Here is a 12,950-nt window from a genome sequence, read left to right as displayed (position 1 = left end):
GAGATTCCGGTGTGCGCGTCTATGGGCGCACGAAAACCCTGCTGACAGCATCGACTGATGGGTCGGAGACCCAGCGTGCGGCAGCAGGTTCGGCCGAATGGTGGCCGAGCGGGAAATCAGGCAGTTGCAGGGTAGGCCACTTGGGCCACCGATCCTTTCGTTGTGTGTCTCGTTCCACCGTACACCCGAGAAAAGGGGTGCGTTCAAGTTGATTTTGCTTGTTGATACACGTGGCTGTGTCTGGCCGATGGGCTGTTTTTGGTCCGGGTGGGCACATAAAGTGTGCGCACCCGGACCAAAAACAGCCCATCGGTGTGTGCCAGCGAATGTGTGGGACTTTGTGGTTACGTCAGCTTGCGTTGAGGAAGCGGCGAGCAAACCTCTCAGCGTTGAGCCGTAAGCAACCTATGAGCGCCGATCCATCCCTGGCATGAGTTGCTCCTTGGTTCCCCGAATCATCGTGAACGCGATGATCGAGCCAATGAACAGCACTATCGCTCCGGTCCGGAACACGGCGTGGTAGCCATCCACGAGTACCGCGGGCTCGTGGGAACCGGCTGTGACCTCAGCGTATATGGTTGTGAACACTGCCAGGCCGATAGAGGCGCCCACCTGATTGGAGGCATTTCCAGTTGCCGAGGCCGCGCCAGCATCGTGGGGATCGACGCCAAGCAACGACAGGTTTTGCACGGGGACAAACAGCATCGCCATACCGATGCCGTTCACGATGAGGGAAGGCATGACCTCGGTCCAATACGAGCCAGACACAGTCACGCGAGTCAAGAACAGCATGGCGCCTGCAGCGATGAGCGGGCCGATGATCATGAACGGACGCGGGCCAAACCGGGGCAACAGTCGCGTAACCACGGGCACCGTCGCGGAGATGGCAACGGTCTGTACAACCATGCCCAAGCCGGTGTGCAGCGGGGTAAGACCGAGAACGATCTGCATGTGGAAGGTCAGGTAGAGCATCGCGCCCACCATGGTTGCCCCGGCAACCATCTGCATCAGGAATGCGCCGCTCCTGGTGCGGTTGAGGATGCGCAGCGGAAGCATCGGGTGTGGTGCTCGTGCCTGCCAGCCGAAGAACGCGACCAGTAAGGCAACGCCAGCGCCCAGGAAGATCCATGCTGCTGCCTGGTCCCATCCCTCCTCGGCTTTGGTGAATCCGTACACGACCGAGCCGAGTCCGGTCACCACGAGAACCGTGCCAAGGACATCGAGCTTGGTGTCGCCTTCCGCTTTGGACTCCTGAAGGAGATAGGCGGCGGCGAGTGCCACGATGATCACGATGGGCACGTTCACGAGCAGGCACCAGCGCCACGATGCGTATTCCGTCAGTACGCCACCGAGTAGAAGTCCCACGGCTGCGCCCATGCCGGCGACCGCGCCGAATACGGCAAAGGCTGTATTGCGCTCGCGTCCGCGAGGGAATGTGATGGTTAGGATCGCCAGCGCGGATGGGGCCATGAGTGCGGCGAATACCCCCTGTAGTCCGCGGGCGATGATGAGTTCATTGCCCGTATGGATCAGTCCGCCATATGCGGATGCGATGCCGAATCCGGCCAGGCCCAGGATGTACGTGCGTTTGCGTCCCCAGAAGTCTGCGATGCGTCCACCAAGCAGGAGCAGTGAGCCGAAGGTGAGGGCGTAGGCCGTCACGACCCATTGGCGTTGAACATCGGTCATGTCGAGTTCGAGTTGTGCCTGGGGAAGTGAAATGGAGACGATCGTGCCGTCGAGGACCACTACGAGTTGGGTCATGGCAACGATTAGGAGGATGAGCCACTTATGGGGTGTGGCGGTGCGTTGGAAACTCATCAACGTCCGGTCTGTTGTGGCCTTAACGGCCGTGCGCGGGAAAAGTCTGCTTTATTGCAGTATCTCTAACTCTAGCCCGAGCGGTTTTCTTCCCGTTTCGAGCCAGGGCAGCTCAAGATGTGGGTTTCCTCGCAATAGTGTGAGTTGAGTAGCCACACCATTGCGATGAAACCCACACCTCGACAGACCACTGAAGGCAGATCAGCAGTTTCTGACACTTCAGGGCAAACCGCCGTGAAAACCCTTGTCGCGGCGTAAAAGAATAGGACTTATGACTGTATGTCAGAAAAAACCGTTAGGTTAGCCTAACAGAAGCGGACGATAGGGCCTTCGTCTCATGACGCTCGTATCGCCGCCGGATCGCACCACTCATCACTCCACTGCGAGGTAGTACCGAATGTCTTCAGCAACGGCAGATCAGCCAGCGAAGCCACGCAACCCGGGAGCATCCAGGCGCCCGGATGCTCGCGCTACGGCCGGTCATGGCCCTTCGGGGCGAGGGCCGGGCAGCCGCCCGAAGCCGCCCAAGATCAACCTGTTCTCGGAGCAGGCGGGAAAGACCGTCAGACTCTCGATTGCGTTGAGCGTGCTCACCTCCGCGGCGACCGCGTTCACGTTCGTGTTCCTGGGCAACACCTTCCAGGCTCTCGTGTATTCAGAACCATACGGCGGCAATCTCGTGGCCACCCTCGTATTCGCGGTACTCGCGGCTGGACTCTCTGCCTACGTGATCGGTATGACCGGCACGGCCGCAGTCCGTGAGGAGGGGCAAGTCCGCCGCCGCATCATCGATCACGTGTTTGCGCTCGGTCCGGTTGACCGCACCCACGAGCGTTCCGGTGCGCTTGCCTCGCAGGCGACGGATGGGGTGGAGCGGCTCTCGCTGTTCAAGCTCACGTTCTTGGGGCCAATGATCGCGTCTGCGATAAGCCCTGTGGTCGTGCTGCTCATTGTGGGCCTCACGATTGACTGGTTCGCTGCGGCTATGTTGCTTCTTGCGGTTCCGGCGATCCCGTTGCTCGTGGGCGGGTTCCAGCGGGCATTCCGGAAGGTCTCGGGCAACTCACGCGAGGCACGCCAACGCCTTGCGGCCGAGTACCTCGATGCCATTCAGGGGCTGACCACGCTTGGACTGCTCAACGCGTCGCAGCGGACCCAGGACCGGCTTGCGGAATCGGGTGAACGCAACCGCCGTTCGATCATGCGGCTGCTCGCATCCAACCAGTTGGTCATCCTCGTGGTGGACGGGGTGTTCTCGCTGTTCATGATCGCGATGGTGGCATGGCTCGCGATGAGCCGTCTCGACGCGGGCGCGATCACGCTCGGCCAGGCCGTCGCGCTCCTGCTGGTGTCGCTTGTGCTGCTGGAACCGCTGGGCAAGGTCGGCGAGTTCTTCTACATCGGCATGGGCGGGCTCGCCGCGCAGCGCGGCATCCGCGGCTTCCTCAGCCAGCCGGTGCGGGTTCGTGCGGGCCGTTCGGCCCTCCCATCAGTGGATTCGTCGATTGCCGACGATCCTGCCGCCTCCCAGCCCATCGTCGAGTTCCGGGGTGCCCACTTTGCGTACGGGGAGCTTGAGGTGCTCAAGGGCGTCTCGTTTGCGGTGCATCCGGGGGAGCATGTGGCGATCGTGGGCCAGTCCGGTGCCGGTAAGTCGACCATTGCGTCGCTTGTGCAGCGCAACATCCCGATTGGGGACGGTGAACTGTTCCTCGCAGGTGCTGACGCAAACACGCTGGCAACAGATTCCGCCCGTTCCCTGTCTGCGACGGTCGGCCAAACCACGTTCCTGTTCACTGGGACGCTACGCGAGAACCTACAGATAGCGAAACCCGATGCGAGTGATGAGGAACTGTGGCAGGCGCTCGACACAGCGAACCTGACGCAGGAAATCTCCGCAATGCCGCAGGGGCTGGACACCGTGGTGGGGGAGCGCGGCTATTCGCTGTCGGGCGGACAGGCACAGCGCCTCGCCATTGCCCGGGCACTGCTCAAGGATGCGCCTCTACTGATCCTTGATGAGCCCACCTCCCAGGTCGACCTTGAGGGCGAGGCCGCCATCTTGGCTGCCATCGACAACGCGGTTGCGGGCCGCACCGTCCTCACCATCGCGCACCGCCCGTCCACGCTGCGCAGCGTGGACCGCATCCTGACCCTAGCCGACGGGAACCTCACGGAACTGGGCGCCGGATCTACGTCCAACGACGGAGAAGAATCATGACCAATGCAACCATCCAACCTCCTGTACCCGAGGCTGCAAGGGCGGCAGGATCGTCGCCAAGCAGCACCGCTGCCAGCGGTCAAACGGGCCTGAACCTGCCGCGCAACGTGATCATCAAAAAACTGTATGGGCGTGCGCTTCCAGTCATGAAACCACTGGTCATCTCCACGATCTGCTCAGTGATTCAGAACCTGCTCGGAGTGGCGCTGTTCGTGGTGGGAGCGCACGGTGTTGCAACCGTTGCGACTCATGCCGGTATTGGCGCGGCCCTGCCCATCGGTCGGTACGTGTGGCTGCTGGTTGGGCTCGCGCTTGCGAAAGCGCTGTTCCGATACCTCGAACAGTACGCTGGCCACTACGTGGCGTTCACCGCCCTTGAGCAGTTGCGGCTGTTCCTGTTCTCGCGGATCTGGCCGCAGGCTCCGGCGCTTTCCGCATCGAGTCGCACCGGTGACCTGCTTGCCCGCGTGACACGGGACATCGACCGGATTGAGGTGTTCTTCGCGCACACGATCGCCCCCGCGATCTCGGCGTTCCTTGTGCCGCTCGTGGTGGTGGTGTTCGTGTCGGTGAGCACCACTCCCGTGCTGGGACTTGCGGCATTCGTGTTCCTGCTCTTCGCAGCGTTTGCGGTGCCATTCATCGGTGGTTCGGGAGCGCGAGACACGGCGGCTGATGTACTGCGCGAGCGTGGACAGAACCTGCACCACGTCACCGAGACCATTCAGGGCGTGCGCGAGATCGTGGGCTTTGACTACGGTGCGCGGCGTCAGGAAGAACTCGCCGCGCGGTCACAGCAGATCGCTACGAGGGCTGGGCGGGCCTGGTGGACCGTCGGGATGCGTCGCGCCATCGCGCACGCTGTGCAACTCCTCGCGGCAGTGCCACTGATCATTGTCGGCGCCGAGGGAGTGCGGAGCGGTCAGTTCACCCTGGTGGACTTCCTCCCCGCGATCATCGCCGTGGTGGCTACCTTCCCTGCCGTGCGGGGCGTGGAAGATGTGATCGCCGACCTCGACAAGGCGACAGCGTCAGCAGATCGACTGTTCACGTTGGCCGACACCGTGCCGGTGGTAAGCGAGCCGGAGAACCCCGTGCGTCTCGGCGTGAACACCGGTGAGGCTGGACCGGGCGTCGAGTTCGATGCCGTGACCTTCACCTACCCTTCCACCGAGGGGCGCGTGTCGGTCCGGCCCGCCGCCCAAGAGATTTCGCTGCTCGTTGAACCCGGAACCCGTCTTGCGCTTGTCGGAGCCTCTGGCGCGGGCAAGTCCACGCTGGTGCAACTGCTGCTCCGGTTCTGGGATGTTGACTCGGGTGCCGTGCGAATCAATGGGATCAACGTGCGCGACGTATCCCTGGCAGAACTGCGTGACTCCGTGGCGATCGTGACCCAAGCGACCCACATGTTCAACATGAGCATCGCGGAAAACCTGCGTCTCGCGCGTCCTGCGGCAACCGACGCCGACATCGTGGAGGCCTGCTCCATCGCATGTTTGGCCGATGACATCGCCGCGTTCCCGGATGGTGTGCAGACTCGCGTTGGCGAACTCGGCGACAACCTGTCCGGTGGACAGCGGCAAAGGCTCTCACTTGCCCGGGCACTGCTGTCGGGTGCGAAGATTCTCGTTCTCGATGAGTTCACCTCGCACCTCGACGAAGCGACTGCGGCACGGGTACGTGCAAACCTCGCTTCTGCCCGGCCCGGTGTTACGGTCATCGAGATTACGCACCGCGTGAGTGATGCCCTCGATGCCGATACCGTCGCCGTCATCCGCGAGGGCATGGTGGCTGAATACGGTAAGCCGTCCGAGGTTGCGGCCAGCGGCGGACTGTTTGCACGAATGCTCGAGGCGGGGCATGCGTAACGGCGTGGTTCCTACGAGAGAACAACAGTGGGCGGGGCAGCCGTTTGTTCCGGCTACCCCGCCCACTGTTTATGGAGGAGACTTGGGGAACGAGTGTCTCTAGTTCGCTTCCCAGTGATGTGTGGACGCCTCAGGCGATGGAGCCACGCAATGCGTTAGATCACCCGAGTGACTGGTGTTACTTCTTCCAAACGCTTGAGGCGCCTGGTTCCTGACCGCGGGTCCACCAGGCGGCAGTGTAGGTTTCTCCGCCGTAGATGACCTGGTCACCAGTTGTGTACACGGTTGAGGAATTCCATGCCTGAAGCTCAACTGGGTCAACTCCGCAACCGGTCAGGGCGGACCATGGGCCGGTGGTGGTCCCAGGAACGTCGCCCTTTGCATACCACTGAGCCTTGTACACCTGCCCGTCAAGGAACACCAAGTCACCGGAGGTGTAGGTCTTCAGCGCGTTCCACGGGGTTGCCGCTGCGCTTGGAGTCGCCTCGCACAGTGTGGCGTCCGAGCCTGCGACTGGGCCTGGTGCCGCCTCGCGCAGGACCTTGGCGGATGCAGCTGACAGGTCGCCGTCTGAATCGTTGCCGGACTCCCAGAAGTCGACACCGCCAAGGCCGAGCGAGATCGCCCACTTGGTCTTCTCTGCGACGGCAACCTCATCGTCGAACGAGTAGAACGTGTTGTCGGCTGGGTCGTAGCCCCACGTCGCGTTGAACTTTCCATCCTCGGTGTACTCGTGGTGGATGTTCAGGTCCTTCTTCTTGAGGTCGTCCCAGATGACCTGTGCCGGAGCGCCGCTCTCTGCGATGGTCCAAGGTTCTTCCTCGGCGCCCAGCCAGCTCTGAGCATATGCTGCGAGGCCAAGGTTCAGCTTGGCTGGGTCAACTCCCGCACGGGTGTAGGTCGCCACGATCGTGTCGAGGCCAAGTCCCCAGTTGTGGTTTGGATCACCGTAAACATTGCCCTGGTGTCCCGTTTGGTTGGTCCAGGAGCCCCACAGGTCGTAGCCCTGGATGTTTCCAAAGTCGAGATTCTTCCACAGTTCAGGGGTGTCCCAGCCGCCCGCGGTGATCACGCCAGGGCTTGCAGGGATGAACGCGGAGATCTCGTATTCCTTGTGGGTCTCGACTTCCAGCGCGTCGAGTTGGGCTCGCAGTTCGTCGGTGAACGCGATGAAGTTGGCCTTGTCGTTCTCGGGGTCTACGAGGTTGCCAACCTCCTGAGCCCAGTCAGGGGCACCTGGCCATTCCCAGTCGAGGTCGAACCCATCGAAGATACCTGCTGCCACGCCTTCGCCGCCGCGCCCATCGATCTCAGGGAGGTTTCCCTTGATGTATAGGTCGATGCAGGAACTGACGAGGTTGGCGCGACGTTCGGGTGTTGCAACCGCAGCGGAGAAGGACTTGGACCAGGTCCAACCACCCAGGGAGATGTTTATCTTGAGGTCTGGGTAGAGCTGCTTGAGTTGCTTGAGCTGGTTCAGGTTTCCTGCGAGCTTCTGGTCGGCTTTGTCAGCGATTCCAAGTACGGAGTCTTTGGCGGAGACACTGTTGAGGAAGTCGTTCTGAGCATCTCCAGCAGTCTTGGTCTCGCCCTGTGCTGGGGCGGGCGTGTCTGAGATGAAGCAACTGTACTCGGTAACTCCGTCGAGTCCCTTGACGCCTGCTGCGCGTGCTGCGTCGAGTGCGTCGTTGTCTCCGGCGACGTTTCCGAATGAGTAGTTGATGTGTGTGAGGTTCTGGGCTGCGCCCGAGTCGACAAACACCTTTTTGATGGTGGCGCCGGAGCCTGGGCGCCATGAACCGTAGTATCCGACATTGCGGTAACCGTTGATGGTCGTGGTTTCGCGGGCATCATCCTGCGCAGCAGTGGCGGGCAGTGCTGTAAACATGCTTGCGGCTAGAGCGCCAGCGAGCGTGGCACCTAGTGCTGCTTTCCTCTGAGAGATCACACAAACTCCTTTGTCGTGGAACTGATTGCGGGGAGGGAGATCATCAATTAGGAAGTATTCCTAACAAATGTGTGTTGATTTTTTCACGAGCATGCGCGAGCAGGGAAGACTAAGTACTACTTAGTGCGATGTTCTTGTGGGTGTTGTGGTGGCAGGAAAATCATTCTGACCTCGCGAATTATTGCCATGCGGTCAGGAAGGGGAGGAGTCCCCATGGGTGATCTGGTCCTGAATGATGGACCGTGGCTGGCCCTGGGACGACATCTGCATGAAACGTGAATAGGTGCAGGTGCTGAGGTCATGTCCCAGCGTGCCGTGGAAGCGTTTACACACCGGTGTGTGACCATAGGGCAAGAATGAGGCTGTGCCTCCTGACCGTCCATCTTCCACTCGGAGTCGACCATGAACCGACCTGCAACCATCGCCGACGTCGCGCGCTTGGCGGGCTGGTCCATTGCCACGGTCTCGCGTCACGTGAACGGGGCAGGCAAGGTCAGTCCCGAGGCCGCTGCTGCGATTCAACGCAGCATCGAGGAACTCGGCTACGTCCCTTCCGCGTCAGCACGCGGTCTTGTAAGCCAGCAAACCGGCATGATCGGGCTGGTGTTGCCTGCCGTGCGCGATGAATCGCCCGTAGTTGAAAGCAACAACCTAGTTGAGTATGACGCGCAGACCGCCACGCAGATCGCGGAGGTGTGCCACTCCTATCAAAACGACATCATCCGCGGGGCGGAATCGGCGGCGTGGGAGATCGGGCATGCCATAACGATCGCAGCGGTCCGCGATCCAGAGGCAAACTCTCGGGTCCGAGACATGGCAAGCAGGGTGGACGGCCTCGTGGTGGTCGGCGATGCGGTTGAAGCCAACCTGCTCACGCACCTCGCGCGGCGGGTACCCGTTGTGCTCGTAGACAGCACGCGCCACGAATCCATTCACGATTACGTGGACAGCGCGGATGCGGTGGGTGCCGGACTCCTCGCGCAACATCTCGTCGAAGAGCACGGGGTCACCCAGTTGGTGTTTGTGGCGGGCACGTCCTTGACGGCAGTCGAACGCCGCTGCTTCACGGTTCTTGAACGGCTCGGAGCCACGCTGCTTCAGGTCAGCGACGCAACTGCGAGCGAGCCGGAGGTGGTGGCGGCTCTCGTACAGCGCAGAGAAGACACGGGCAGGCTCGGGCTCGTGTGCAGTAGCGACGAGTTGGGCGTGCGCGTGCTTCGGCTTGCGGAGCAGGCGGGCCTGTCCGTGCCGGACGATGCGGCGATTACCGGCTTTGACGACTGCCGCATCGGACGTGCCGCCAAGCCACGGTTGACATCGGTGCGTCAGGCTCCCCTTGACCTGGGCGCGCTCGCAGTCGAGGCATTGCAGCGCAGGCTCAGCAACCCGCAGTCCGAGCCACAGCACTACGAAGTACCGATCACGGTAGTGGTCAGGGAGAGCTGCGGCGCGCACAGTACATCCCCTCCCGTTTCAGCGTAGAAACACCCAAGAAGTTTCAGTCAACGAAGACGAAGAATGGACGACAGTGGAAAGCCTCACCAAGAATCACCAAGACCTTGACACCTTGACGGCGCTTGTAGAGAGGGCCTTTGGAAAAGAGGCGATTCCCCGCAACGGCATTGAAGTAACCGAGATGACGGAGGGGTGGTTCAACGTCGCCTACAACATCTCTCTGGCGGACGGACGGCAGGTCGTCTTGAAAATCGCCCCACCCGCACACATCCCCGTATTGACGCGGGAGAGGGGAATGATGCGCGCAGAACTTGCTGCGATGGCGCTCATCGAGGAACACACCTCCGTGCCGATCCCCCAGGTATATGCGGCCGACCTGACTCACGAGTTGATTGACGCGGACTACTTCTTCATGGAGTTCATCGAGGGTTTCAACTTTGGTCTCGCCATCGAGGACGGCACGCTTTCCCAGGAGGTCGCCGCATCGGGCAACCGTCAGTTAGGTCGGCTCAACCGTGAGATCAACTCGGTGACCGCAGAGCGGTTTGGCAATGTGACCGGACCTCAGTTCGACCGATGGTCGGATGCGTTCATGCAGATTGTCGAGGGCGTATTTGCGGACGCCGCGCCAGTTGACATCGATTTGGGCTGGTCCGTGGATGAACTACGTGCGGTGTTTGTCGACCACCGCGCGGTTCTCGATGAGGTGCGGGTACCACGTCTCGTCGAGGTGGATTTGTGGGCAAAGAACTCGATCATGCGCGACGGGGTGCTTGTCGCTTTGCTGGATCACGAGCGCGCGATCTTCGGCGACCCGCTCATGGAGGGTGGCCTGACCGGTCTGGACGCCCCCGAGTTTGGTGACCCAACGGATTTCATGGCTGGCTTTGGCCTTGAGTCATTGACGGAGAGTGAAACTATCCGGCGCAGGCTCTACACCCTGCAACTGGGCATCATCATGGCAGTCGAGACCAAGTACCGGGGTCACACCACATCTGAGGTATATGACCTTGCTCGCAGGGTGATCGACCAGGTGATGGCTGCCCTCGGGCGCGCTCGATGACCTGCGCGTGAGTTGGCGGTGAACAAGAGGCAGGTATCGGCGGCGGAGCGTCTGGAGCGAGAGCCGATCGCCAAACTGCTGTGGTGGTCCTGCTCGCAGACCACGTTCTCCGTGGGCGTCTATGGCATCTATGCGCTGACAAACGCCTGGTTTGTGGCCCGTGGAGTTGGTCCGGATGCTCTTGCCGCAGTGAACCTGGCCGCTCCGCTCCTGTTGTTCCTCGGGGCGATCTCGACAACGCTCGGAGTCGGTGCGGCGTCAGTGGTGTCACGCAGCCTGGGAAACAACCGACCAGAACACGCCGCACGAGCCACCGGGAACGCCATCGTCTTCTTCCTGCTGGCTGCACTGGTTGTGACCGTAGTGGGTCTGATCTTCCACGAACCGATCCTGAGACTCCTCGGTGCCGATGAAACGACGATGCCGTTCGCCAAACCCTATGCGGTGATCCTACTGTGCGGTTCGGTCTTCTCGACTGGATTCTCGGCGATAGTGCGGGCCGAGGGGAGCTTCTCGTTCTCGGTGTTTCTGTGGCTCGTGCCGGTCGTGTGTCAGGTGGTGCTCGATCCACTGCTGATCTTCGTACTCAATCTGGGGGTGTCGGGAGCCGCATTGGGCACCGTAGGCGGACAGATGGTGTCCGCGGGCATGGCCTTCTGGTTCTTCTTTCTCAAAAGGAAGCGTCCATACCGGCTCAAAACACAGCACCTAAGAATCGCACTGCTGGTCATCGGCCCAATCCTGTCCATCGGCGCTCCCTCGTTCTTGGCTGGGCTAGGCGTCACGGCGCTCGTCGCCCTCGTGAATGCCCAACTCGCGGCGTTTGGAGTGGCCACGGTCGCCGCCTACGCGGTGTGCGCGCGGATGCAGACATTCCTGCTCATGCCCCAGAACGGTATAACTCAGGGAGTCCAACCAATAGTCAGTTTCAACCGAGGCAGAGGCAGAACTGATCGGGTCGACCACACGATGCGCCTGGCGCTCGCAGCGACGTCCATCTATGGCATCGCCGCCGCAGCGTTGGTTGCTTTGACCGCTCCCTGGATCGTTGGCGTCTTCGTACAAGACGACGAACTACTCGCTCTGGGAAGTCGGTCATTGACCATCGTGTCCATTGGGCTGGTGTTCTCTGGGGTGCCGCAACTGATCTCCGCCTACTTCCAGGCGATTGGCCGACCTGCTGCCTCTTACGTGCTTTCCATCGGGACAGTCATTCTGCTCAAGATTCCGCTTGTCATCGCCCTGGTTCGTTTCGGCCCCACTGGTATTTGGATGGCACTCCCACTCGGCGAGGCGGCGTCCGCCGCCGTGGCGTTGCTTCTTCTGCGCAAGGCACACAGGCGTGAGGGTTGGCTGGAACGTAACTGGCTCGTCGCAAATGGAGGAAATGGAGCGCAAGGAAGCCAATTAACGGGCAGAAACGGTGCACCCGACCTAGGATGAGACAAAGCCACATCTGTTACGGACACAGTAGTGCAGCGGAGGGCAGGGGTGTCGCGGAGCAAACACCCACCGAAGTGAAACATACGAAAGTCCGTAAATATCAAGCATCTCTAGCTGGTGACTTACATGAAAACGACCGAGACGCCCGAATCTGAAGCAGACCACACCCCCGACGCCGAACTGACCGAGCAGGACCTGCACGCGTTCGCGGACATCCGCAATGAGCGGGCGGCTAAACTTCCTGCGCGTCTTTCGCGGTCATGGCTGCTCGTCAATGCGCTGCGCGAGGATCTGTTTGAGGATGCGCTGCGTTCGGAAGCCGATTCGGTCATCTTCGACATGGAGGCGGCTGTTCCTGACCAGAGTAAGGATGAAGCACGCTATAACGTGATGCGGACGCTGTCATCTGGTGCCTCAGCGTGGGTGCGTATCAACGGGATGGATACCGACCACTGGGACGATGACGTGTCAGCGCTCATCACCGCGAACGGGCTACGCGGTGTCATGCTCGCCCAGACCGAGAAGCCCGAGCAGGTCACGCTCACGGCGATGCGTCTGCAGGCTGGAACGCCGGTGATTGCACTGATCGAGTCCGCGCTCGGAATCGAGAACGCAACCGCTATTGCGTCTGCCCCGGGAACGTTCCGGCTTGCGTTTGGGGTCAATGACTTCCGCAAGGACACGGGCGCCACCGAGGACCCCATGGCGCTCGCGTATGCCCGGGGAAAACTGGTTGTCGCGTCTCGCGTGGGTAAGTTGCCCGGACCAATCGACGGCCCGCCGGCTCCGGGGGACGACCGGGAGAAGGTGCTTGCCGCCTGCAAGGTCACCCAAAGCATGGGGATGACCGGGAAGATGTGCCTGACCATCGAGCAGGTCGAGGATGTGAACGCCGGGCTGTCCCCGTCCGCCGAGGAACTTGAGTGGGCACGTGAGCTCATCGAGGAGCACGAACACGCCCAGTCCTCGCGATCCGGCCTCAAGATCGCGGATGGTTCGTATCTGCCGCGCTTGGCCCGTGCGCAGAAGATTGCGAATCTTGCGGACACGTACGGGTTGTGGCGCAACTAGGCAGGGCCTGTCCGGCGCGATGGTCAGGGCGTTAGGCTTGACGTACCGATCATGCGCACT

8 protein-coding genes are annotated in these 12,950 nt (G+C 61.3%); 6 read left to right on the top strand and 2 right to left on the bottom strand.

The window, feature by feature from the left end:
- Positions 1-405: 405 nt before the first annotated feature.
- Positions 406-1,764, bottom strand: coding sequence for an MFS transporter (locus ACFSYH_RS06820; protein WP_377466066.1), 1,359 nt, complete (start codon positions 1,762-1,764; stop codon positions 406-408).
- Between the two features lie 454 nt (positions 1,765-2,218).
- Between ACFSYH_RS06820 and ACFSYH_RS06815 the strand changes: the two genes are divergently transcribed.
- Positions 2,219-4,042: an ABC transporter ATP-binding protein/permease gene (locus tag ACFSYH_RS06815; RefSeq protein WP_377466065.1), complete on the top strand. Its 1,824-nt coding sequence runs from the start codon at positions 2,219-2,221 to the stop codon at positions 4,040-4,042.
- On the top strand, positions 4,039-5,910 hold the full coding sequence (locus ACFSYH_RS06810) for an ABC transporter ATP-binding protein (RefSeq protein WP_377466064.1): 1,872 nt from the start codon (positions 4,039-4,041) through the stop codon (positions 5,908-5,910). The genes ACFSYH_RS06815 and ACFSYH_RS06810 overlap by 4 nt, the downstream gene beginning before the upstream one ends.
- A 178-nt stretch (positions 5,911-6,088) precedes the next feature.
- Here the strand turns inward: ACFSYH_RS06810 and ACFSYH_RS06805 are convergent, their stop codons facing one another.
- Positions 6,089-7,858, bottom strand: coding sequence for a glycosyl hydrolase family 18 protein (locus ACFSYH_RS06805; RefSeq protein ID WP_377466063.1), 1,770 nt, complete (start codon positions 7,856-7,858; stop codon positions 6,089-6,091).
- Between the two features lie 402 nt (positions 7,859-8,260).
- Here ACFSYH_RS06805 and ACFSYH_RS06800 point away from each other — a divergent pair, with 402 nt between their 5' ends.
- From ACFSYH_RS06800 to ACFSYH_RS06785, 4 genes are all read left to right on the top strand, one after another.
- Positions 8,261-9,340, top strand: coding sequence for a LacI family DNA-binding transcriptional regulator (locus tag ACFSYH_RS06800; RefSeq protein WP_377466062.1), 1,080 nt, complete (start codon positions 8,261-8,263; stop codon positions 9,338-9,340).
- Between the two features lie 46 nt (positions 9,341-9,386).
- Entirely contained in the window at positions 9,387-10,376 is a 990-nt protein-coding gene (locus ACFSYH_RS06795) for a phosphotransferase family protein (RefSeq protein WP_377466060.1), read from the top strand.
- A gap of 18 nt (positions 10,377-10,394) precedes the next feature.
- The gene (locus ACFSYH_RS06790) at positions 10,395-11,819 is read left to right on the top strand and encodes an MATE family efflux transporter (RefSeq protein ID WP_377466058.1); all 1,425 of its coding nucleotides are present in this window, start codon (positions 10,395-10,397) and stop codon (positions 11,817-11,819) included.
- 126 nt (positions 11,820-11,945) lie between these two features.
- Positions 11,946-12,890: an HpcH/HpaI aldolase/citrate lyase family protein gene (locus ACFSYH_RS06785; RefSeq protein WP_377466056.1), complete on the top strand. Its 945-nt coding sequence runs from the start codon at positions 11,946-11,948 to the stop codon at positions 12,888-12,890.
- Positions 12,891-12,950: the final 60 nt, after the last annotated feature.

Origin of the sequence: Populibacterium corticicola, assembly GCF_042683685.1 — a bacterium.
GTDB classification, from domain to species: Bacteria; Actinomycetota; Actinomycetes; order Actinomycetales; family Cellulomonadaceae; genus Timonella; species Timonella corticicola.
The sequence above is the reverse complement of the archived record's forward strand: the minus strand, read 5'-3'. Positions and strand labels throughout refer to the sequence as shown.

Excerpts from the sequence above, each read along its gene's own strand:
- ACFSYH_RS06815 (WP_377466065.1), top strand. The coding sequence starts at position 2,219 with ATGTCTTCAGCAACGGCAGATCAGCCAGCGAAGCCACGCAACCCGGGA.
- ACFSYH_RS06820 (WP_377466066.1), bottom strand. The coding sequence starts at position 1,764 with ATGACCCAACTCGTAGTGGTCCTCGACGGCACGATCGTCTCCATTTCA.
- ACFSYH_RS06800 (WP_377466062.1), top strand. The coding sequence starts at position 8,261 with ATGAACCGACCTGCAACCATCGCCGACGTCGCGCGCTTGGCGGGCTGG.
- ACFSYH_RS06810 (WP_377466064.1), top strand. The coding sequence starts at position 4,039 with ATGACCAATGCAACCATCCAACCTCCTGTACCCGAGGCTGCAAGGGCG.
- ACFSYH_RS06785 (WP_377466056.1), top strand. The coding sequence starts at position 11,946 with ATGAAAACGACCGAGACGCCCGAATCTGAAGCAGACCACACCCCCGAC.